Genomic DNA, 20,459 nt, shown 5'->3' with positions numbered 1-20,459 from the left:
CGGGGCCCCGGGGCGCACGCGGCCGGGGGCGGCGACGGCGGTTTGGCCGGACCGGGCGGGGGTACTCCGGTCGCACTCCGGGGCCGGGATGCCCCGCTCGCGCGGTTGCGTGAGAATGCAGGAACGCGGACGGAAGGGGCGAGTCGTGGGCGTACGCACATGGATCGGCTCCTGGCCGGTCTACCGCCAGCTCACGGGTACGGACCCGCTGGGCCGGGGGGCCGCCGCCAAGAGCGGGCGCAGCGCACGGCTGGAGCCCCGGGTGGCCTCCGCGGACCGCGTGGTGAAGTCCGTCTGCCCGTACTGCGCGGTGGGCTGCGGCCAGAACGTGTACGTCCAGGACGGGAAGGTCACCCAGATCGAGGGCGACCCGGACTCCCCCGTCTCGCGCGGCCGGCTGTGCCCCAAGGGCTCCGCCAGCCTGCAGCTCACCACCGGGAGCGCGCGGGAGCACCAGGTGCTGTACCGGCGGCCGCACGGCACCGAGTGGGAGCGGCTGGACCTGGACACGGCGATGGACATGATCGCCGACCGGGTCGTCGAGGCGCGGCGGTCCGGCTGGCAGTGGGAGGTCGACGGCAAGCGCACCCGGCGCACCCTGGGCTTCGCGAGCCTCGGCGGGGCGACGCTCGACAACGAAGAGAACTACCTGATCAAGAAGCTGTTCACCGCGCTGGGAGCGATCCAGATCGAGAACCAGGCGCGTGTTTGACACTCCTCCACCGTTCCCAGTCTGGGAACCTCGTTCGGCCGCGGCGGCGCGACCACCTTCCAGCAGGACCTGCAGAACTCCGACTGCATCGTCATCCAGGGCTCGAACATGGCCGAGTGCCATCCGGTCGGGTTCCAGTGGGTGATGGAGGCGAAGGCGCGCGGCGCGAAGGTGGTCCACGTGGACCCGCGGTTCACCCGGACCAGCGCGCTGGCCGACCTGCACGTGCCGCTTCGCGCGGGCTCGGACATCGCCTTCCTCGGCGGGATCGTCAACCACGTCCTGCGGGAGGAGAAGTACTTCCGGGACTACGTGCTGGCGTACACCAACGCCTCGGTGATCCTCCGGGAGGACTTCCGGGACACCGAGGACCTGGACGGCGTCTTCTCCGGCCTGGACACCGACAGCCGCTCCTACGACAACACGAGCTGGCAGTACGAGGGCGTCGAGGTGCAGGCGGCCTCCGGCGAACGCGATCTTGAGTACGACAAGCGCACCAGCGGTGGGGGCTCCGACGACAGCTCGGTCACCGAGGCGGCGCGCGGCGAGGCCCACGGCTCCGGCGGGGCGGTGATCGGCGAGGGCGAGCCCGAGCGGGACGAGACGCTCACCCACCCGCGCTGTGTCCTGCAGGTGCTCAGGCGGCACTACGCCCGCTACACGCCCGAGCTGGTCGAGGAGGTCTGCGGGGTGCCGCGGGAGCTGTTCCGGCAGGTGTGCGAGCTGGTCGCGGAGAACTCCGGACGGGACCGGACCACGGCGTTCGCGTACGCGGTGGGCTGGACGCAGCACACGGTCGGCGTGCAGTACATCCGGGCGGCCTCGGTGCTGCAGACGCTGCTCGGCAACATCGGCCGGCCGGGCGGCGGCATCCTCGCGCTGCGCGGCCACGCCTCCATCCAGGGCTCCACGGACATCCCGACGCTGTTCAACCTGCTGCCCGGCTACATCCCGATGCCGCACGCGCACCAGAACCAGGACCTGGACGCGTTCGCGGAGGCGGAGGCGACGCACAAGGGCTACTGGGGCAACATGCGGGCCTACCTGGTGAGCCTGCTCAAGGCTTACTGGGGCGACGCGGCGACGCGGGAGAACGACTTCTGCTTCGACTACCTGCCGCGGCTGACCGGCTCGCACTCGGCCTACGAGACGGCCCTGGCCCAGCTCGACGGTGTGTGCAAGGGCTACTTCCTGGTCGGCGAGAACCCGGCGGTCGGCAACGCCAACGCCAAGCTGATGCGCAGGGGCATGGCCAACCTGGACTGGCTGGTGGTGCGGGACTTCTCCCTCATCGAGTCGGCGACCTGGTGGAAGGACGGCCCGGAGATCGAGACCGGGGAGATGCGCACCGAGGACATCGGCACCGAGGTGTTCTTCCTGCCGGCCGCCGCGCACACCGAGAAGGACGGCAGTTTCACCAACACCCAGCGGCTGCTGCAGTGGCACCACCTGGCCGTGGAGCCGCCCGGCGAGGCGCGCAGCGACCTGTGGTTCACGTACCACCTGGGGCGGCTCGTCCGGCGGAAGCTCGCCGGCTCCACCGACGAGATGGACCGGCCCGTGCTCGACCTGGCCTGGGACTACCCGACGAAGGGCCCGATCGCCGAGCCGGACGCCGAGGCCGTGCTGGCCGAGATCAACGGCCACGACGCCGAGGGCGATCCGCTCTCCTCGTACGAGCAGCTGAAGGACGACGGCTCCACCGCGTGCGGCTGTTGGATCTACTGCGGGGTGTACGCGGACGGCGTCAACCAGGCCGCTCGCCGCAAGCCGGGCCAGGAGCAGGACTGGGTGGCGGCCGAGTGGGCGTGGGCCTGGCCGGCCAACCGGCGCATCCTGTACAACCGCGCCTCGGCGGACCCGGAGGGCAGGCCGTGGAGCGAGCGCAAGGCGCTGGTGTGGTGGGACCCGGACCAGGGTGAGCGGGGCGAGTGGGCCGGGCACGACGTGCCCGACTTCAAGAAGGACATGGCGCCCGATCACGAGCCGCCCGAGGGGGCGACCGGCCCCGAGGCGCTGTCCGGCCGGGACCCGTTCATCATGCAGGCCGACGGCAAGGCGTGGCTGTACGTGCCGTCCGGGCTCACCGACGGCCCGCTGCCCACGCACTACGAGCCCCAGGACTCCCCGTTCCCGAACCTGCTCTACGGCCAGCAGCGCAATCCGGTGCGGCAGTTGCTGCCGTCCCTGCCGGACAACCGCTACCAGCCGAGCGGCACCGAGCCCGGCTCGGAGGTGTTCCCCTACGTGGCCACCACCTACCGGCTCACCGAGCACCACACGGCGGGCGGCATGTCCCGCTGGCAGCCGTATCTCGCCGAGCTGCAGCCGGAGTTCTTCTGCGAGGTGTCGCCGGAGCTGGCCGCCGAGCGGGGCCTGGAGCACACCGGCTGGGCGACGATCGTCAGCGCGCGCGGGGTGATCGAGGCCCGGGTGCTGGTGACCGACCGGATGGCGCCGCTGCGGGTGCAGGGCCGGACCCTGAACCAGGTGGGCCTGCCCTACCACTGGGGTCCGAACGGCTACACCACCGGGGACGCGGCGAACGAGCTGCTGCACCTGTCCCTGGACCCGAACACGCACATCCAGGAGGCGAAGGCGTTCGCCGTGGACATCCGGCCGGGGCGCCGTCCGCGGGGTCCGGCGTCGCTGGAGCTGGTGCGGTCCTACCGGGCCCGGGCGGGCATCGACGAGCACACCGGCACCGAGCCGTAGGACGGCCCGCCCGGGGCCCGCGGCGGGTGGGTCGCCACGGGCCCCGGCGGGCGGCTCAGCGGAGCACGATCGAGTGCTCGCCGCGGGGCACCAGCTCTCCCACCACCGGTGCTCCGGGCACCTCGCCGGCGACGAGCAGTCCGCCCGAGGTCTGGGCGTCCGCCAGCAGCAGCCGGGTGTCCGCGTCCGTGGCCCCGAAGTCGGTGTGCGGCGCGACCCACTCCAGGTTGCGCCGGGTCCCGCCGCTGACGTAGCCGTCCCGCACGGCCTCCCGGGCGCCGTCCAGGTAGGGCACCGCGGCCGTGTCCAGCACCGCGGTCACGTCGGAGGCCCGGGCGAGCTTGTGCAGATGGCCGAGGAGCCCGAAGCCGGTGACGTCGGTGGCGCACGTGGCCCCGGCGGCCTGGGCGGCGGCGGAGGCGTCCCGGTTCAGCGCCGTCATGGTGGCGATCGCCTGCTCGAACCGCTCCCCGGTCGCCTTGTGCCGGTTGTTCAGCACCCCGAGGCCGAGCGGTTTGGTCAGCGACAGCGGCAGGCCGGGGCGGCCGGCGTCGTTGCGCAGCAGCCGGGCGGGGTCGGCGAGCCCGGTGACGGCCATGCCGTACTTGGGTTCCGGGTCGTCCACGCTGTGCCCGCCGCCGACGTGGCAGCCGGCCTCGGTGGCGATGTCCAGACCGCCGCGCAGCACCTCGCGGGCCAGCTCGAAGGGAAGCCGGTCGCGGGGCCAGGCCAGCAGGTTGACGGCGAGGACCGGCCGGCCGCCCATGGCGTAGACGTCGGACAGCGCGTTGGCTGCGGCGATGCGCCCCCAGTCGTAGGGGTCGTCGACGACCGGGGTGAAGAAGTCGGCGGTGCACACCATGGCCGTGTCCTGCCCGGGGAGCGTGACGACGGCCGCGTCGTCCCCGGTGGCGAGGCCCACCAGCAGCGGGCTTTCGCCGCCGGACAGCGGCGCGCCGAGGCCGCTGACGACCTCCTCCAGCTCGCCCGGCGGGATCTTGCAGGCGCAACCGCCGCCGTGGGCGAACTGCGTGAGGCGTACGGCGGCTTGGCGGGTCGGTGTCATACGTGTCTCCTGGGGCACTAGCCTGGTCGAGCGGTGGAGGCGTGTGGGTGCCTGGTGGCCCTCCCGGTCTTCAAAACCGAGGTGTCCGAGGATCTCGGGCAGGCGGGTTCGATTCCCGTCCGCCTCCGCTCCCCCGCCCGGGCCGGCAGCGGCGTCGCTGGTCGTCGACGCGTTCCGTGTGCCCCTGGGCGTCCAGGTACTCCAGCAGCGGCACGGCGACCCTGCGTGTGGTGTCCAGGGCCTGCCGGGCCTCGCTCAGCGTGAACGGCTGCGGCAGCCGGCGCAGTACGGCCGCGGCCTCGGTGTCCGCCCCGGGCAGCAGCACGATCCCGTCCGCGATCCGCAGCAGCGCGCCCGCGGCCACGGCGGCGGCCAGCGGCTTACGGGTCAGGCCCAGCCGGGTCAGCCGGTCGGCCTCGGGTGCGCGGAAGGGCGTTCGCTCCAGGTCCCCGCGCACGGCGTCGACGGCGGCGCGCACGGCCGGGGGCAGGGCGGGCCCGGTGGCCCCGGTGTCGTACAGCCGCCCCTGGCGGTCGCGGAGCCGGGGCGCGGCCCGTACGAGGGCGTCCACCAGGGCGCGGTCGGGCAGGCCCAGCAGCCGGCGGGCCGCCTCGGCGGGGAGGCCGGGTTCCAGCGGGTGCGCGCGGGCGTGCCGGGCGACCTCGGCGGCCAGCCGGTCCCCGAGGTCCTTCCAGCGCGTGTCGTCGGCGAGCCAGTCACCGGCGACGGGGCCGGCCGGGAGCGGGGCGCCCATGGCGAGCAGGTCGCGGGCCCGGACGAGCCCCCGGCGGCGCAGTTCGGCGGCGCCGTCGGGGCGTCCGGTCATCCCGGCCAGCTCGGCCGCGCGGGCCCGGCCGGCGCCTCGCCGGTCCAGCCGGGGCGGGCGCACGTCGAGGACGGTGACGCCGCAGGGGATGCGGCTGCCGCCGGGTTCGCGCAGCACGGCGCGGTCGCCGATGCGCAGGGGCAGTTCACGGTGCAGGGTGAGCCGGGCGGTGTCCTCGCCCAGCGGACGGACCGTCACCGGGACGGCGGCCGTGCCGATGTGCAGGGTGACCGAACGGGGCAGGTCGCCGACGGGCTCGCCCGCGACCCGGACGTCCGCCGTGCCGGTCGTGAGCCAGCGGTCCGGGGTCAGCAGCGCCTGCCCGCGCCCGAGCCGGCCGGCCGCCGGGCCGTGCACGTTGACGGCCACCCGGGCCACCGCGCCGGCCTCCGTCCGCTCCTCGTGCAGGGTCTGCAGGCCGCGCACCCGCAGTACGTCCCCGTCCCCGGTGACCAGCCGGTCGCCGACGCGCAGGGTGCCCGCGCCGAGCGTGCCGGTGACCACGGTGCCGTGGCCGCGCACGGTGAACGCCCGGTCCAGCCACAGGCGTACGTCGGCCTCGGCGTCGGGGACGGGCAGCGCGGCGGCCAGCCGGGCCAGTTCGGCGCGCAGGTCGTCCAGCCCGGCGCCGGTGACGGCGCTGACCGCCACGGACGGCACCTTGCCGAGAGAGGTGGCGGCGAGCCGTTCGACGGCGTCCGCGCGGACCGGTCCGGGGTCGGCGAGGTCGGCGCGGGTCACCGCGAGGACGGCGTGCCGGACGCCGAGCGCGTCGAGGATCGCCAGGTGCTCCTGCGACTGGGGCTGCCAGCCCTGGTCGGCGGCGACGACGAACAGCACGGCGGGCACCGGGCCGGCGCCGGCGAGCATGGTCGCGACGAAGCGCTCGTGCCCGGGCACGTCGACGAAGGCGAGGTGCTCCCCGGCCGGCTCCAGCCGCGTCCACACGAAGCCGAGGTCGAGGGTCAGGCCCCGGCGGCGCTCCTCCGCGTAGCGGTCGGGTTCCATGCCGGTGAGCGCCCGCACCAGGGTGGACTTGCCGTGGTCGACGTGGCCGGCGGTGGCGAGGACGTGCATGCCGTCTACCTCTCGGCGGCCGGGCGGGCCGCCCGTACGGCCCCGGCCAGCGGTTCGTCGTCCTCCGGTGGCACGGCCCGCAGGTCGAGCAGGCAGCGGCCGCCCTCCAGCCGGCCGACCACCGGCACCCGGCCGGTGCGCAGCGCCACGGCGTACGGCTCGGGCAGCGACAGCGCGGCGCTGGGCAGGGTGACTCCGGGCGCCCCTCCCCCGCCGACCGTGGCGGTGCCGGCGACGGCCCGCGCGTCGATCCCGTCGGCGGCCAGGGCGGCGGCCAGCCGGGCGGCGCGGTCCCCGAGCCGGTCCGGGTCGGCGGTGAGGGCGGCGGCGGTGGGGGTGGGCGGGCCGGTGAGCGTGGCCTCCAGGGCGGCCAGGGTGAGTTTGTCGACGCGCAGGGCGCGGGCCAGCGGGTGCCGGGCCAGGGCGCCCACCAGGTCCGTGCGGCCCAGCAGCAGGCCGCACTGGGGGCCGCCGAGCAGTTTGTCGCCGCTCGCGGTGACCAGGGCGGCCCCGGCGCGCAGGGCCGTCGCGGCGTCCGGTTCCTCGGGCAGGGCGGGGTGCGGGGCGAGCAGTCCGGAGCCGATGTCGACGACCACGGGCACGCCGAGCCCGGCGAGTTCGCCTACCTCCGCGGCGCGGGTGAACCCGGTGACGCGGAAGTTGGAGGGGTGCACCTTCAGGATGAAGCCGGTCTCCGGTCCCGTCGCGGCGGCGTAGTCGGCGGCGGTGGTGCGGTTGGTGGTGCCGACCTCGCGGAGCCGGGCGCCGGTGGAGACGAGCAGGTCGGGCAGGCGGAAGCCGTCGCCGATCTCCACCATCTCGCCCCGGCTGACGACGATCTCCCGGCCGGCCGCGAGGGCGGTGGCGGCCAGCGCGAGCGCGGCGGCGCCGTTGTTGACGACGTGCACGCCGCCGGCGTCGGGGACGCGGGCGGCCAGGGCGGCCAGGGCGGAGCGGCCGCGCCGGGCCCGCACGCCGGTCGCCAGGTCGAGTTCGACGTCCGTGGGTCCGGCGGCCGCCGCCACGGCCTGCCGGGCCGCCTGCGACAGCGGCGCCCGGCCGAGGTTGGTGTGCAGCAGGACACCGGTCGCGTTGATCACCGGGCGGAGCCCGCCGGCCGTGCCGGGGAGCAGGGCGACGGCGGTGTCCAGGACCCGCTCCGGGGCGATGCGGCCCTCCCGCGCGCGGTCCTGCGCCCGCCGGATCACCCCCTTGACCACGTCGTCCCCGAGCCGCCGCGCGGCCCCGGCGAGCAGCGGGTCGCGCAGCAGCACATCGGTGCGCGGGATCCGGCGCCGCACATCGGCGCCGTCGCCGCGGGGCGCGTCGGACGCCGCCGGCGCGGGCGCGTCCGGGCGTCCGGGGGGACCGGCCGGGACGCCGGGGCCGTGTCCGCTCGTGTCCGGGTCCCGGTCGTCCGTGCCGGGTGCCACCCGTCGTTCCATGCCGCCCCTGTTCCTCAGGCCCCTGCCGTGCCCGTGCGGGCATCGTCCATCGTCTCCCAGTGCCCTTGCCCGGCCGTTCGACACGCCGGGCGGGACCACCCGTGTCACGGGCCGCCGCCGGGTTCCCGCGGTCGGTCGCCAGCGTGCGGGGGCGGCCGGGGTGGAGGCGCGTCGCCCGCGGTGAGGTGCGCCAGCACCTCGACCAGTTCCCGGCAGGCCTGTTCGACGGAGCGCCGGGTGTTGCGCTGCTCGGTGATCACGGCGGACAGCAGCAGCGCGGTGAGCGCCATCGACCCGTTGAAGGCCTGGAGCTTCGCCATGACCTCGATGCGGTCCAGCCCCGTGAAGGCGCCGACCGCGTCCGTCGCCGCGACGGTGGCGAGCACGGAGGTGAGCAGGGCGCACAGCATGCTGCCCACGAGCTGGAAGCGCAGCGCGGCCCAGATGATCAGCGGATAGACGAGGAAGAGCAGGCTGATCGAGCTGTACGCGGCCAGCGGCACGATGGCGCAGGCCACCAGGGCGAGCGCGGTGGCCTCCTTCCAGCGTCCCAGCGGCGGCGGCCAGCGGGTGCGCCGCAGCAGCAGCAGGAACGGGGTGACGATCAGGACGCCCATGGCGTCGCCCACCCACCAGGCCAGCCATACCGCCCAGAACCCGTGCGGGGCCAGTTTGCCGGTGAGGACGAGGACTCCGACGCCGAAGGTCGCGCTGATCGTCATGGCCGCGAGCGCGGCGAGGAACACCAGGGCGAGCCCGTCGCGCAGCCGGCTGATCTCGGGGCGGAAGCGGGCCCGGCGCAGCAGCAGGACCGCGGCCACCGGCGCCGCCGTCTGGCCGAAGAGGATGCCGACCACGTCCGGGCCGGGGGTGCCGAGGGACCACACCGCGGACAGCGCGCCGGCGGTGATGGCGGGCCAGCAGCCGAGGCCGAGGACGAGGAGGGCGGCGACGGCCACCCCGGTGGGCGGCCAGATCGGCGTGACGACGGCGTCCTCGACGGCCAGTTGGCGCATGAGCCCGAGGCGCGCCGCCCCGTAGTAGCAGGCGGCGACCGTCAGGAGCTGGACGGTGTAGCCGCCCGGCCGGCGCAGATCCTGGTAAGGCACCACAGCAGCACTCTCACACCGATGGCCCTCCCTCTGCGAGGCGAGAGCCGTCCGGTCCCGCCCTTACGGCGGAACCTCCGGCCGCCGCCGCGGCCCTCCGGCCACCGTGTCCCGCCAGTGCGCGCCGGGCCCGTCGAGGCCGACGACCAGTACGGCGGCGTCGTCCTCGTGGCCGACGCTCTCTGCGCCCTTGATCACCGCGGCGGCCAGCGCGCGGGCCTCAAGGCCGGCGACGGCGGCGATGCCGGCGAGCCGGACCACCTGGTCGAGGCCGTCCTCGATGTTCAGCGACGGGCCCTCCACCACGCCGTCGGTGAGCAGTACGAACACTCCGCCGGTGGTGAGCCGGTGCCGGGTCACCGGGTACGCCGCGCCGTGCTGGATGCCGAGCGGGGGGCCGCCCTCGTCGTCGGCGACTCCCGCCTTGCCGTCCGCCGTGGCCCAGACGCAGGGTGTGTGGCCGGCCCGCGCGCTCTCCATGACGCCGGTGACCGGGTCGAGCCGCATGAAGGTGCAGGTGGCGAAGAGCTCTATGCCGAGTGAGAGCAGCAGTCCGTTGGTCCGGGCGAGGACCTCGCCGGGCTCGGTGCTGACGGAGGCCAGGGCCCGCAGCGCGGTCCGCGCCTGGCCCATGAAGGCTGCGGCCTCGATGTTGTGGCCCTGCACGTCGCCGATGGACAACCCGACGCGGCCGTCGGGCAGGACGAAGGCGTCGTACCAGTCGCCGCCCACGTTGAGGCCGTGGCACGCGGGCGTGTAGCGCACGGCCAGGTGCAGGCCGGGCGCGGTGGGCAGGTCCGGCGGGAGCATGCCGCGCTGCAGGGCGATGGCCAGTTCGACCTGGGCGCGCTGCAGTTCCGCGCGCTCGCGCGCCTGGGCGGTGAGCATCCCGAGCCGGACCAGCAGCTCGTCGCCGTCGTCCGTGGAGGGCTTGCGGGGCATCGATCACATCCGGCTGGGCGGCAGCCTTGGGCAGAATGCCTAATTTTACCCATTCATGGCGATTCGCCGCAGGGCAGGGGCCGCCGCCCGGTCCGCACCGTCAGCGGACCTCGGAGTCGATGCCCGTGACGACGGCGGGTCCCAGCGGCGCCGTCCGCTCGTCCAGACCCGCGCCGCGCAGTGCGGAGTCCGCCATCCGGCGGGCCTCCTCCTCGGCGTGCGGCCCGGAGTCGGCCTCGACGGTCAGACGGAGGGTGAAGGTGTTGTCCTCGTTGACGTTGAGCACGTCCAGGTCCTCGGTGCTGCCCATCCGCGTGGTGTGCGGATCGGCCGGCCGGAGCTGCCTGCTCAGCCGTGCACGGGCCTCGTCCCCGACTCCCGTCGTGAAGGTACCGGGCACGGTGATGACGTAGGTCGTCATGACGATCCTTTCCTCGGACGTACCCCGCCTACCCCGATTCCGGGGCTTCGCACGGCGCGCCGCGCCCTCCGCGCCGGCGGCGGAGCGCATCAGACCCATCCGTCCAGGGCGGTCATGAACCCTTCGAAGTCGTCCCGGTACAGGGTGTGCCCGGCGCCCGGCACCCTGCGCACCTCGAAGCCCCGCCGCGTCAGCTCGCCTTCCATCGCGGGCGGTACGAGGCTGTCGGCGCCGGCCAGCACCACCAGCGACGGCACCACCGGGCGTGCCGGGGTGCGGCTGACGGCGTAGGTGTCGGGCAGGGCCCGGGCGGTCGCCGCGTCCCAGTCGGCGATGGTCGCCAGCTCCACGTCCACGTCGGCCTCCTCCCAGCGCGGGTTGAAACCCCTGATCACGGTGCGGGTGACGTGCTTGAAGTCCGCGAAGTGGGCGGCGGCCGACACCGCGTGCCCGCCGAGCTCCCACGCCGGATCGCAGTAGACGGCCCGCTTCGGCGCCAGCCGCTCCACGGCGAGGGCGAGGGCCATGGCGCCGAGCGAGTGGCCGATCGCCAGCTCGGGGCGCTCCGGCAGGGTCTCCACCAGGTCGTCCGCCCACGGACCGGCTCCGTACTCGCCCCGGCCGCTCGCGCCGTGCCCGCGCAGGTCGACGCCGATGACCCGGTAGCCGCGCTGCGCGAGCACCGGCGCGACCCGGCGCCAGGTCCGGTGGTCGGACATGATCCCGTGGACCAGGACCGCGATCCGCTCTCCGGTCCCCCACTCGCGGGTGTGCAGTCTCATCGGCTGGCCTCTCTCGTCCGGGCGCCGCAGGATCCTGCCACCGAACCGCCGGCCGATCCACCGGGCCGGCGGCGCCGCTCACAGCGGGGAGTGCGCCACCACGGTCAGGTAGGCGCCGTACAGCAGGGAGACGACGGCCAGGGCGCCGCCCACCAGCAGGGCCTGCGCGGGCCGCACCCGCCAGGTGCGGGCGAGGGCGCGGGCGGGCGGGATCAGCAGCGGGAAGGCCGGCAGCAGGAAGCGGGGCTTGGACGAGAAGGAACCCGAGCCGCACAGCACCAGCAGCACCAGGACCCCGGCGAACACCACCAGGACCAGCGGGGCCCGGTCCAGGCAGAGCAGCCCGAACAGCACGACGCCGGTCAGCACGAGCATCAGCGCGACCGGGTAGACGACGCCTCCGCCGTGCCGGAACAGCGTCCGGAGGAAGCGCACGGCGCCGGCGCCGAAGTCGAAGCGCGAGTCCCAGGCGCTCTGCACCGTGAAGTAGCCCCGGAACAGGTCGCCGGTCCGGGCGCCCACCCACAGCACGTAGCCGAGCCAGCCCAGTGGGGCGAGGAGGGCGCCGGCCCACAGGGTGAGCGGCACCCGGCCGCGCCGCCGCAGCAGTTCGAGCGCGGCGGTGACGCCCAGGGCCGCGGCCACGGCGAACCCGGTCGGCCGGGACAGTCCGGCCAGCGCGGCGAGCGAACCGGCCCACAGCCAGCGGCCCTTGAGCACGCTGTACAGGGACCAGACCGCGAGCGCGGCGAACAGGGACTCGGTGTAGGCGATGGTCAGCTCGACGGAATGCGGCAGGACGGCCCACAGGGCGACCAGGGCGGTGGCCGTGGTGCGGCCGTAGAGACGGTGACCGATCAGGTAGAGGCCGTACGCGGCCACGCCGGCGGCGGTCCAGGCCACCATCAGCGCGGCCTGCCCGGGGGTGCACGGCAGCACCGTGTGCGCGGCCCGCACCAGCCACGGGTACAGCGGGAAGAAGGCCCAGTCGGTCTGCAGGGCACCGGCCGGACTGATCCAGATCAGGCGCCCGTAGCCGTGGGCGGCGATGTGCAGGTACCAGCGGGAGTCCCAGGAGTGGGCCAGGCTCCTGGTCAGGGGGCGCCCGGCGACGTGATCGGCGGTGATCACGAGGAGGATCCCGGCCAGCCTGACCGCCGCGAACAGCGCGAGGGCGGCGGGGGCGCCCTCGGGCATCCGGTGCCGGACCGCCAGGGGCAGCCGCGTTCCGCGGACGGGACCGGACGGCGGGGCCGGCTCGGGCCGGGGAACGGAAGACGTGCTCACGCCCCGACCTTGGTCATCCCGGTACGCGCGTGCAACGCGCGACCCGCGTGTCCCGGCCTGTTCCACCCTGATTCAGGAACCGTGGAGGGCCCCCTCCGGGGCCGCGGAAGGATCGAAGTAGGGTGTGGTTACCATATGAGCGCTGCCTAGCTCGAAAGATAGATCTGTGACTGTCAACGACGACTCGTTCACCAACTGGATGCACCGCGAGGAAATCGCGGAGTCCATGATCCCGATCATCGGAAAGCTGCACCGCGAGCGGGACGTGACCGTCCTGCTGCACAGCCGCTCCCTGGTGAACAAGTCGGTGGTCAGCATCCTGAAGACGCACCGCTTCGCCCGGCAGATAGCCGGCGAGGAGCTGTCGGTCACCGAGACCATGCCGTTCCTCCAGGCCTTGACCACCCTCGACCTCGGGCCCTCCCAGATCGACCTCGGCATGCTGGCCGCCACCTACAAGGCCGACGACCGCGGGCTGAGCGTGGCGGAGTTCACCGCGGAGGCGGTCGCCGGCGCCACCGGCGCCGACAAGATCGAGCGCCGCGAGCCGCGCGACGTCGTCCTGTACGGCTTCGGCCGCATCGGCCGCCTCGTCGCCCGGCTGCTGATCGAGAAGGCCGGCTCCGGCAACGGTCTGCGGCTGCGCGCCATCGTCGTGCGCGGCGGCGGCGGCCGTGCCGCCGAGGATCTCGTCAAGCGCGCCTCGCTGCTGCGCCGCGACTCCATCCACGGCCAGTTCCAGGGCACCATCACGGTGGACGAGGCCGGCAGCACGATCGTGGCCAACGGCAACGCGATCAAGGTCATCTACGCCGACGACCCGTCGCAGGTCGACTACACCAAGTACGGCATCCGGGACGCCATCCTCATCGACAACACCGGCAAGTGGCGCGACCGCGAGGGCCTGTCCAAGCACCTGCGCCCCGGCATCGACAAGGTCGTGCTGACCGCGCCCGGCAAGGGCGACGTCCCGAACATCGTGCACGGCGTCAACCACGACACCATCAAGCCCGACGAGCAGATCCTGTCCTGCGCGTCCTGCACCACCAACGCGATCGTCCCGCCGCTGAAGGCCATGGACGACGAGTACGGCGTGCTGCGCGGCCACGTGGAGACCGTGCACTCGTTCACCAACGACCAGAACCTGCTGGACAACTACCACAAGGCCGAGCGCCGCGGCCGCTCCGCGCCGCTCAACATGGTGATCACCGAGACCGGTGCCGCCTCCGCCGTGGCGAAGGCGCTGCCCGACCTCAAGGCGCCGATCACCGGCAGCTCGATCCGCGTCCCGGTGCCGGACGTGTCGATCGCGATCCTCAACCTTCAGCTCGCCCGCGAGACCACCCGCGAGGACGTCCACGACTACCTGCGGGAGGTGTCGCTGACCTCGCCGCTCAAGCGCCAGATCGACTTCACCACGGCGCCCGACGCGGTCTCCAGCGACTTCATCGGCTCCCGCCACGCCTCGATCGTGGACGCCGGCGCGCTCAAGGTCGAAGGCGACAACGCGATCCTGTACCTCTGGTACGACAACGAGTTCGGCTACTCCTGCCAGGTCGTGCGGGTCGTCCAGCACGTCTCGGGCGTGGAGTACCCGACGTACCCGGCGACGGCTGTCTGACGCCCGGGCGCTCGCGTTCGGACCGCCGCGGGCCGGGCACACGTGCCCGGCCCGCAACGCACGCGGTGAGCCGGCGCGCCTCCAGGGTTTTCCAGGCGCGGAAGAAGTCCCGGCGCGCCTCCACGGGCGTGTCCAGGTGCGGGAGCAGTGCCGGCGCGCCTCCACGGGGGTTTCCAGGTGCGGAAGCAGTCCCAGCGCACCGCGCCCGCCCCCGAGCGGCGACCGCGTGTGGCGCGGCACATGGCGCCGCGCGCCCATGACCCCCCGGTGCCTCGGTGCGGCACCCGCCCCGCCCCGACGCTAGGTGTATTGATCACGGCGGCCACCCACCGATCAGCCGTGTGAACAACGCTTCAGGTCAATACACCTAGGCCCCGGCGACGCTCCAGGTGCGTGCGGCCCAGGCCCTCAAGTGCGGTGCCCCCGCGACGAGTTCGCGATAGGCGCCGGTGGCCGACTGCATCAGCACCTCCACCGTGTCGTCCCCGACCGCCTCGGGGCGCCAGGCCAGCACATAGCGGCACCACAGCGGTGACCCCGCCAGCGGCTTCACGGCGACGTGCGGGATCGGGCGCAGGGTGGGCTGCACCAGGGACACGCCGAGCCCGTCGGCGATCATGCTCTGCAGCTGCGTCTGGTCGCCGAGGAACTCGTGCACGGTGACGGGTGTGAACCCGGCCGCGGCGCAGGCGTCGTAGAACACCCCGGGCCAGCCGGCCCCGTCGTCCGGGGTGACGAACCACGGGTCCTCGGCCAGGTCGGCGAGCTGCACCTGGGCGCTCTGGCGCAGGCGGTGCCGCGCGGGCAGCGCGACGAACGTCGGCTCGGTGACGATGCCCCGGTGGCGCACGGCGGGCGAGTGCGCCAGTTCCCGGCCCGGGTAGTCGGCGGCTATGGCCGCGTCGACCGCTCCCTCCTCCAGCAGCTCCACGATCCGCGACGAGGCGTAGACGCTGGTGAGGGCGACGGACAGGTCCGGCAGCCGGGTGCGGACCCGGGACACGGTGCCCGAGAGCATGGGCGAGTTGGTCGCGGCGACGCGCAGGGTCCGGGCCGGCCGGGCGGCGGGCGGCCGGTGGCCGATGGCGTCGGCGCGGGCCAGGACGTCCCGGGCCTGGGCGACGACCTCGGCGCCGTACGGGGTGGGCCGCACCCCGCCGGCCCCGCGCTCGAAGAGCGGCTCCCCCAGGTGCCGCTCGATGCGCCGGAGCTGGGTGCTGACGGCGGGCTGCGAATAGCCGAGCTGCGTGGCGGCGCGGCCCACGCTGCCCGCGTCCGCGACCGCGCACAGCACCCGCAGGTGCCGAAGCTCCAGCTCCATCGGCCCACTCCCGTCCCACCCCGGCCCGACCCGACCCGCCGCCGGCGCCGGTCCACGCCCGGCCCCGCTCGATTGTCCACCCCGCCGGACCGGGACGCCCACCACCTCCCCCGACCCGCGCCCGCCGACGCCCGCGCTCGATCACAGGCCTATCCCATTTGCCTAAACGCATTAGGCAAGCTCATAATCTTTTCAGGCACAGAGGAGGAAGCTGATGGTGCGCGCAGGTCTGACCACGGAGCGTCTGGTCCGGGCGGGGGCGGAACTGGCCGACGAGGCCGGCTTCGAGAAGGTGACGGTGTCGGCGCTGGCCCGGCGCTTCGACGTCAAGGTGGCCAGCCTGTACTCGCACCTGAAGAGCTCCCAGGACCTGAAGACGCGCATCGCCCTGCTCGCGCTCGAGGAACTCGCCGACCGGGCGGCCGAGGCGCTGGCCGGCCGGGCCGGCAAGGACGCCCTGCGCGCCTTCGCGGACGCCTACCGCGACTACGCCCGCGAGCACCCCGGCCGCTACCAGGCGGCGCGCTTCCGGCTCGACCCGGAGACGGCCGCCGCGAGCGCCGGCGGCCGGCACGCTCAGATGACGCGGGCGATCCTGCGCGGCTACGACCTGACGGAGCCGGACCAGACCCACGCGGTCCGGCTGCTCGGCAGCGTGTTCCACGGCTACGTCGATCTGGAGGCGGCCGGCGGCTTCAGCCACAGCGCCCCCGACTCCCAGCAGTCCTGGACCCGGATCCTGGACGCCCTCGACGCGCTGCTGCGCGACTGGCCGGCCCCCTGAACCCCACTCCCGCCACGACGAGTACGACAAGGCTCCCGCGATGACCTCCACCCCGTCCGACTGGATCACCACCCCGCTCACCGCCGCCCTCGTGCGCGGCGCCCTCGACCTGGAACGCACCGAGCGCGGTCTGCTGCCGCACCGGCTGCCCGCCCGGGCCCGGGCCCAGTGCGCCGATCCGCAGCTTCACATGGCGGAGTCGCAGCCCTCCGGCGTACGGCTGGTGCTGCGCACCCGCGCCACGGCCGTCGAACTCGACACCCTGCCCACCAAGCGCGTCTACACCGGCGCCCCGCCGCGCCCGGACGGCGTGTACGACCTGCTCGTGGACGGACGCCCGGCCGGCCGCGCCGTCGCCGCCGGCGGGGACACCCTGACGGTCGACATGGCCACCGGCGCCACCGAGCGGCGGCCCGGTCCGGTCGCCACCGTGCGCTTCACCGGCCTGCCGGACGAGGTCAAGGACGTGGAGATCTGGCTGCCACACAACGAGACCACCGAACTGGTCGCGCTGCGCACCGACGCGCCCGTCGAACCGGCGCCCGACCGGGGCCGGGCGGTGTGGCTGCACCACGGCAGCTCGATCAGCCACGGTTCGGACGCCGCGACCCCCACCACCACCTGGCCGGCGCTGGCCGCCTCGCTCGGCGGGGTGGAGCTGATCAACCTGGGTCTCGGCGGCAGCGCCCTGCTCGATCCGTTCACCGCACGCGCGCTGCGCGACACGCCCGCCGATCTGATCAGCGTCAAGCTCGGCGTCAACCTGGTCAACACGGACCTGATGCGGCTGCGTGCCTTCGGGCCGGCCGTCCACGGCTTCCTCGACACCGTCCGGGACGGGCACCCCGGCACTCCGCTGCTCGTCGTCTCGCCGGTCCTGTGCCCCATCCACGAGGACACGCCGGGCCCGAGCCTGCCCGACCTGTCCGCCCTGAGTTCGGGACGGCTGCGGTTCCGTGCCGCCGGGGACCCGGCGGAGGTCGGGCAGGGCAAGCTCACCCTGCGCGTGATCCGGGAGGAGCTGGCCCGGATCGTGCGGGAGCGGGCCGCCGAGGACCCGCATCTGCACTACCTCGACGGCCGCGAGCTGTACGGAGAGGCCGACTTCGCCGAGCTGCCGCTGCCCGACGGCCTCCACCCGGACGCCGCCGCCCACCGCCGGATCGGCGAGCGCTTCGCCGAGCTCGCCCTCGCCCCCGGCGGCCCGCTCGGGCGAGGGTCCGGCCGACCGGCGCCTCACGCCAGGTAGGCGAAGACGACCAGGTTGTCCTTGTAGTCCCGGACCTTGTGGTCGTAGTCCCCGGCGCAGGTGATGAGCCGGACCTCGGGGCGGTCGGCGTCGGCGTACACGCGGTCGCTGGGGAAGGCGTCCTTGGCGAAGGTCTCCGTGTCGTACACGACGAACTCCGCCTTCCGCCCGTCCGCCCGGTCGACGGTGAAGCGGTCGCCGCGCCGGAGCTCGTAGAGGTTGGCGAAGACGGCCGCCGACGTCACCGTGTCCACGTGACCGGCGAGGATCGCGGTGCCCTTCTCGCCGGGCGTGACGCCGTCGGCGTACCAGCCGACCAGGTTGGTGTCGCCCGCCGGCGGCGGCTTGAGCTGACCGTTGGAGGCGAGCACGAGGGGGACGAAGGGGGCGTCCACGGAGATCCTCGGGATGACCAGACGGGTCGGCGTGGCGCGGGGCAGCGAGCGGTCGGCCTGGTCCGTGCCGGTGGGCTCCGGGTCCGGTTCTTCGGTGCCGGCCGGCGCGCCGGCGCTCACCGTGGTGCCGCCGGGCGCCTGCGGGACGTCGCCGTCACCGTGGTGGCCGCCGAACACGCTCACGGCGATGAAGACGATCGCCACGCCCCACAGGGTCAGCCGCCCGCCGCGGCCGGTGCCCTGAGCGGCCGGTGCCTGTCCGGCGGGGGCCGGTGGCGCCGGGGTGGAGGGGTCCGGGGAAGAGGGGTCTGCTGCCATCGGACATCACCTCATTCGGGCGCGGCAGCACGGGCGTCGGGTCTGGCTCCTCGGGGGGCGCGGGCCGCCGGCGCGGGGCTCGCCGGCGGCGTCGCGGCCCTGAGAGGAGAGGTGGCCGGTCAGGACGCCGGCCCGGCGGCCTTCCTGCGGCGCATCGCGTACAGGCCGGTGGCGCCTACGGCGAGCACGGCCAGACCGCCCGCGGTGACCCCGGAGGAGGCGAGGGCGCCGCCTCCGGTGTGCATGCCGCCGTGCGGCTTGCCGTGTTCGCCGCCTTCCCGGCCGCCACCTTCCCGGCCGCCGTCCTCCCTGCCGCCACCGTCCCGGCCGCCGTCCTCCTTGCCGCCGCCGTCCCGGCCGCCGTCCTCCCTGCCGCCGCCGTCCCGGCCGCCGTCCTCCTTGCCGCCGCCCTTGTCCTTGTCCCGGTAGGTCTCGGGGTCGAACCTGCTGTCGCCGCCCGAGCCCCAGTCGTCACCGCCCCGGACCGCGGCGAGCGCACCGCCGCCCGTGTGCATTCCGCCGCGCGGACCGCCGTGGCGGCGGCCGCCGTCGTCCTCACTGCTGTAGTCGTTGTCGTAGTCCTTGCCGGAACCCTTGCCGGATCCCCTGTCGTGGTCCCGGCCGGAACCCTTGTCGTGGCCGCTGTCGGAGTCGCTGTCGTGCTCCCTGCTGTACGAGGAGTCGTCCCGGCCGCCGCCGTCCGCGGCCGCCAGAGCGGCGCCGGGCGTGGCGAAGGCCAGGGCGGCGGAGGCGGCCGCCGTGGCGAGAAGAATGCGGGCAGAGCGCATATCGGTGTCCTTCCGCCGTGACCGGGCAGCGGATACGTCATCAGCTGAATGGACCCGGCCTCGACATGAACCACCGTCAGTCAGGCCCTTGCCGCGCACCATCCGGGCGGCCCAGCCGGGTCATCGAGCCACCCGTCTGTCCCAGCGACACGCCGGAGCACCCCCCGTCCGGGGCAGTGCGCGTCACCCGGCCGCGGGCAGGCCGGCCCGCCGGGTCCGGCACCGCCGTCCCCCTTCCGGGCCGATCCGGGCCACGGCGGCGGTGGCATGCATGTCGGTGACCCGACGACCCATCACATGACGGCGGGGCCGCCGTTTCCCGGTCCCCCGAGAAGGGGGCCACGCCATGCCCCGCGTCACCCCGGCCGCCCGGCGACCGGCCCACCGCTTCCTCGCGGCCGCGCTGGGCGCGCTGACCGGGGCCGCCGCGGTCGCGGCGCCGGCCCGGGCCGACGTGGGCGAGGTGACGGTGCATCCGATCACGACCACCGCCGGCACGTTCCCGGCCGGCATCACCGCGGGACCGGACGGGGCGCTGTGGTTCGCCGGGTCGGGGACCGGCCGCATCGGGCGGGTGAGCACCGGGGGCGAGGTCACCGACTTCCCCGCCTCGGGCCCGGACAGCCTTCCCCTCGACATCACGGCCGGCCCCGACCGGGCGCTGTGGTTCACCGAGGCGAGGGCGAACCGGATCGGCCGGATCACCACCGCCGGCCGGCTGACGCGGTTCCCGGTGCCAACGCCGGACGGCTTCCCGGCGGGCATCGCGCCCGGGCCGGACGGCGCCCTGTGGTTCACCGAGCAGAACGGCAACCGGATCGGCCGGATCACCACCGCCGGCCGGATCACCGAGTACCCGGTGCCGACCCGGGACGCCTCCGTGCGCTCCATCGCGGCCGGCGCCGACGGCGCGCTGTGGTTCACCGAGGCGGCCGGCGGCAGGATCGGGCGGATCGGCGTCACCGGGCGGATCACCGAGTTCCCGCTCCCCCGCGAGGCCGGTTTCCCCGACGCGATCGTCGCCGGGCCCGGCGGCATGTGGTTCACCGCGTCCGGCCGGGACCCGGTCGGCCGGATCGACCCATCCGGGCGGCTCACCTGGTTCCGGCCGCCCGAGCCGGACAGCGGCCCGGCCGGCGTCACGCGCGGGCCCGACGGCCGGGTGTGGTACGCCGACCAGGCCGGCCGGATCGCACGGATCGACCCGGCCGGCACGATCACCTCGTTCCCGGTGCCCGGCGGCGCCGACGGAGTGCCGTTCCGCGTCACCGCGGGCCCCGACGGCGGCGTGTGGTTCACCGAACTGCTCGGCAACGCCGTGGGACGGTTCGGGGTCCTGCCACGCCGGCCCCGTCACGGGGGTGGGCCCGTGACGCTGCGGACGCCCGGAGGGCCCTTGTCATGACCGCCATGGTCGGCTGAGCGCCGGGACGGTCAGACCGCCCTCACCTCGAGCCCGCAGTTCGAGCAACTGGTAGGAGTCGTAGGGCTGGTCGACCCCCGCTCCAGTGCTGTGTGGGCGCCTTCCGGGCCGAGTTGGTAGAGGGAGGGCTGCCATTCAGAGCGGAGGTGGCTCTCGTCGGCGGTCAGGTAGGGTGAAA

Annotated in this window: 15 protein-coding genes, 1 tRNA gene and 1 pseudogene; 6 read left to right on the top strand and 11 right to left on the bottom strand. The window is 74.6% G+C overall.

The window, feature by feature from the left end:
* Positions 1 to 115 precede the first annotated feature (115 nt).
* Positions 116 to 3,427 (top strand): formate dehydrogenase, encoded by a 3,312-nt coding sequence (gene fdh / locus TNCT1_RS20315; RefSeq protein ID WP_373920490.1) that lies wholly within the window; start codon positions 116 to 118, stop codon positions 3,425 to 3,427.
* 55 nt (positions 3,428 to 3,482) lie between these two features.
* Here the strand turns inward: fdh and selD are convergent, their stop codons facing one another.
* The gene (selD, locus tag TNCT1_RS20310; RefSeq protein ID WP_143634155.1) at positions 3,483 to 4,493 is read right to left on the bottom strand and encodes a selenide, water dikinase SelD; all 1,011 of its coding nucleotides are present in this window, start codon (positions 4,491 to 4,493) and stop codon (positions 3,483 to 3,485) included.
* 35 nt (positions 4,494 to 4,528) lie between these two features.
* Here selD and TNCT1_RS35590 point away from each other — a divergent pair.
* Positions 4,529 to 4,621, top strand: a tRNA-Sec gene (locus TNCT1_RS35590).
* Between the two features lie 35 nt (positions 4,622 to 4,656).
* Here TNCT1_RS35590 and TNCT1_RS20305 read toward each other — a convergent pair.
* The 7 genes and pseudogenes from TNCT1_RS20305 to TNCT1_RS20275 all read right to left on the bottom strand — a co-directional run.
* Positions 4,657 to 6,396 (bottom strand): annotated as a pseudogene (locus TNCT1_RS20305) (SelB C-terminal domain-containing protein); the annotation flags it as partial.
* 5 nt (positions 6,397 to 6,401) lie between these two features.
* Entirely contained in the window at positions 6,402 to 7,841 is a 1,440-nt protein-coding gene (selA, locus tag TNCT1_RS20300) for an L-seryl-tRNA(Sec) selenium transferase (RefSeq protein WP_143634151.1), read from the bottom strand.
* Positions 7,842 to 7,945: 104 nt separating this feature from the next.
* Positions 7,946 to 8,953, bottom strand: coding sequence for an MASE1 domain-containing protein (locus TNCT1_RS20295; protein WP_143634147.1), 1,008 nt, complete (start codon positions 8,951 to 8,953; stop codon positions 7,946 to 7,948).
* Positions 8,954 to 9,013: 60 nt separating this feature from the next.
* Positions 9,014 to 9,892: a PP2C family protein-serine/threonine phosphatase gene (locus TNCT1_RS20290; RefSeq protein ID WP_143634145.1), complete on the bottom strand. Its 879-nt coding sequence runs from the start codon at positions 9,890 to 9,892 to the stop codon at positions 9,014 to 9,016.
* Between the two features lie 100 nt (positions 9,893 to 9,992).
* Positions 9,993 to 10,313 carry a hypothetical protein gene (locus TNCT1_RS20285; protein WP_143634141.1) on the bottom strand — a complete coding sequence of 107 codons (321 nt, stop codon included), beginning with the start codon at positions 10,311 to 10,313 and terminating at the stop codon, positions 9,993 to 9,995.
* 89 nt (positions 10,314 to 10,402) lie between these two features.
* On the bottom strand, positions 10,403 to 11,095 hold the full coding sequence (locus TNCT1_RS20280; protein WP_143634138.1) for an alpha/beta fold hydrolase: 693 nt from the start codon (positions 11,093 to 11,095) through the stop codon (positions 10,403 to 10,405).
* Between the two features lie 78 nt (positions 11,096 to 11,173).
* Complete coding sequence (locus tag TNCT1_RS20275; RefSeq protein ID WP_160160415.1) at positions 11,174 to 12,382, bottom strand: glycosyltransferase family 39 protein; 1,209 nt, start codon at positions 12,380 to 12,382, stop codon at positions 11,174 to 11,176.
* A 166-nt stretch (positions 12,383 to 12,548) separates the two neighbouring features.
* On the opposite strand from TNCT1_RS20275, the gene TNCT1_RS20270 reads away from it, so the two are divergent.
* The gene (locus TNCT1_RS20270) at positions 12,549 to 14,003 is read left to right on the top strand and encodes a glyceraldehyde-3-phosphate dehydrogenase (protein ID WP_143634135.1); all 1,455 of its coding nucleotides are present in this window, start codon (positions 12,549 to 12,551) and stop codon (positions 14,001 to 14,003) included.
* Positions 14,004 to 14,370: 367 nt separating this feature from the next.
* Here TNCT1_RS20270 and TNCT1_RS20265 read toward each other — a convergent pair whose 3' ends face one another.
* Positions 14,371 to 15,324 (bottom strand): LysR family transcriptional regulator, encoded by a 954-nt coding sequence (locus TNCT1_RS20265; RefSeq protein WP_143634134.1) that lies wholly within the window; start codon positions 15,322 to 15,324, stop codon positions 14,371 to 14,373.
* Between the two features lie 214 nt (positions 15,325 to 15,538).
* Between TNCT1_RS20265 and TNCT1_RS20260 the strand changes: the two genes are divergently transcribed.
* Positions 15,539 to 16,108: a TetR/AcrR family transcriptional regulator gene (locus TNCT1_RS20260; RefSeq protein ID WP_143634132.1), complete on the top strand. Its 570-nt coding sequence runs from the start codon at positions 15,539 to 15,541 to the stop codon at positions 16,106 to 16,108.
* 40 nt (positions 16,109 to 16,148) lie between these two features.
* Complete coding sequence (locus tag TNCT1_RS20255) at positions 16,149 to 17,357, top strand: GDSL-type esterase/lipase family protein (protein WP_143634130.1); 1,209 nt, start codon at positions 16,149 to 16,151, stop codon at positions 17,355 to 17,357.
* On the opposite strand, the gene TNCT1_RS20250 is transcribed toward TNCT1_RS20255, so the two are convergent.
* Together TNCT1_RS20250 and TNCT1_RS20245 are read right to left on the bottom strand one after the other, a co-directional pair.
* On the bottom strand, positions 17,345 to 18,070 hold the full coding sequence (locus TNCT1_RS20250) for a class F sortase (RefSeq protein ID WP_143634127.1): 726 nt from the start codon (positions 18,068 to 18,070) through the stop codon (positions 17,345 to 17,347). The genes TNCT1_RS20255 and TNCT1_RS20250 overlap by 13 nt on opposite strands.
* Before the next feature lie 119 nt (positions 18,071 to 18,189).
* Positions 18,190 to 18,858, bottom strand: coding sequence for a hypothetical protein (locus TNCT1_RS20245; protein ID WP_143634125.1), 669 nt, complete (start codon positions 18,856 to 18,858; stop codon positions 18,190 to 18,192).
* Positions 18,859 to 19,204: 346 nt separating this feature from the next.
* On the opposite strand from TNCT1_RS20245, the gene TNCT1_RS20240 reads away from it, so the two are divergent.
* Positions 19,205 to 20,263, top strand: coding sequence for a hypothetical protein (locus tag TNCT1_RS20240; RefSeq protein WP_216856666.1), 1,059 nt, complete (start codon positions 19,205 to 19,207; stop codon positions 20,261 to 20,263).
* Positions 20,264 to 20,459 lie beyond the last annotated feature (196 nt).

The sequence above is a fragment of the Streptomyces sp. 1-11 genome, assembly GCF_007176755.1.
GTDB lineage: Bacteria > Actinomycetota > Actinomycetes > Streptomycetales > Streptomycetaceae > Streptomyces.
Note: the sequence above shows the minus strand (reverse complement) of the source record. Positions and strands in the feature narration are given on the sequence as shown.

Coding starts and splice junctions, on each gene's coding strand:
- TNCT1_RS20260 (WP_143634132.1), top strand. CDS start 15,539: ATGGTGCGCGCAGGTCTGACCACGGAGCGTCTGGTCCGGGCGGGGGCG.
- TNCT1_RS20240 (WP_216856666.1), top strand. CDS start 19,205: ATGCCCCGCGTCACCCCGGCCGCCCGGCGACCGGCCCACCGCTTCCTC.
- selD (WP_143634155.1), bottom strand. CDS start 4,493: ATGACACCGACCCGCCAAGCCGCCGTACGCCTCACGCAGTTCGCCCAC.
- TNCT1_RS20290 (WP_143634145.1), bottom strand. CDS start 9,892: ATGCCCCGCAAGCCCTCCACGGACGACGGCGACGAGCTGCTGGTCCGG.
- TNCT1_RS20265 (WP_143634134.1), bottom strand. CDS start 15,324: ATGGAGCTGGAGCTTCGGCACCTGCGGGTGCTGTGCGCGGTCGCGGAC.
- TNCT1_RS20280 (WP_143634138.1), bottom strand. CDS start 11,095: ATGAGACTGCACACCCGCGAGTGGGGGACCGGAGAGCGGATCGCGGTC.
- TNCT1_RS20255 (WP_143634130.1), top strand. CDS start 16,149: ATGACCTCCACCCCGTCCGACTGGATCACCACCCCGCTCACCGCCGCC.
- TNCT1_RS20250 (WP_143634127.1), bottom strand. CDS start 18,070: ATGGCAGCAGACCCCTCTTCCCCGGACCCCTCCACCCCGGCGCCACCG.
- TNCT1_RS20245 (WP_143634125.1), bottom strand. CDS start 18,858: ATGCGCTCTGCCCGCATTCTTCTCGCCACGGCGGCCGCCTCCGCCGCC.
- selA (WP_143634151.1), bottom strand. CDS start 7,841: ATGGAACGACGGGTGGCACCCGGCACGGACGACCGGGACCCGGACACG.
- TNCT1_RS20285 (WP_143634141.1), bottom strand. CDS start 10,313: ATGACGACCTACGTCATCACCGTGCCCGGTACCTTCACGACGGGAGTC.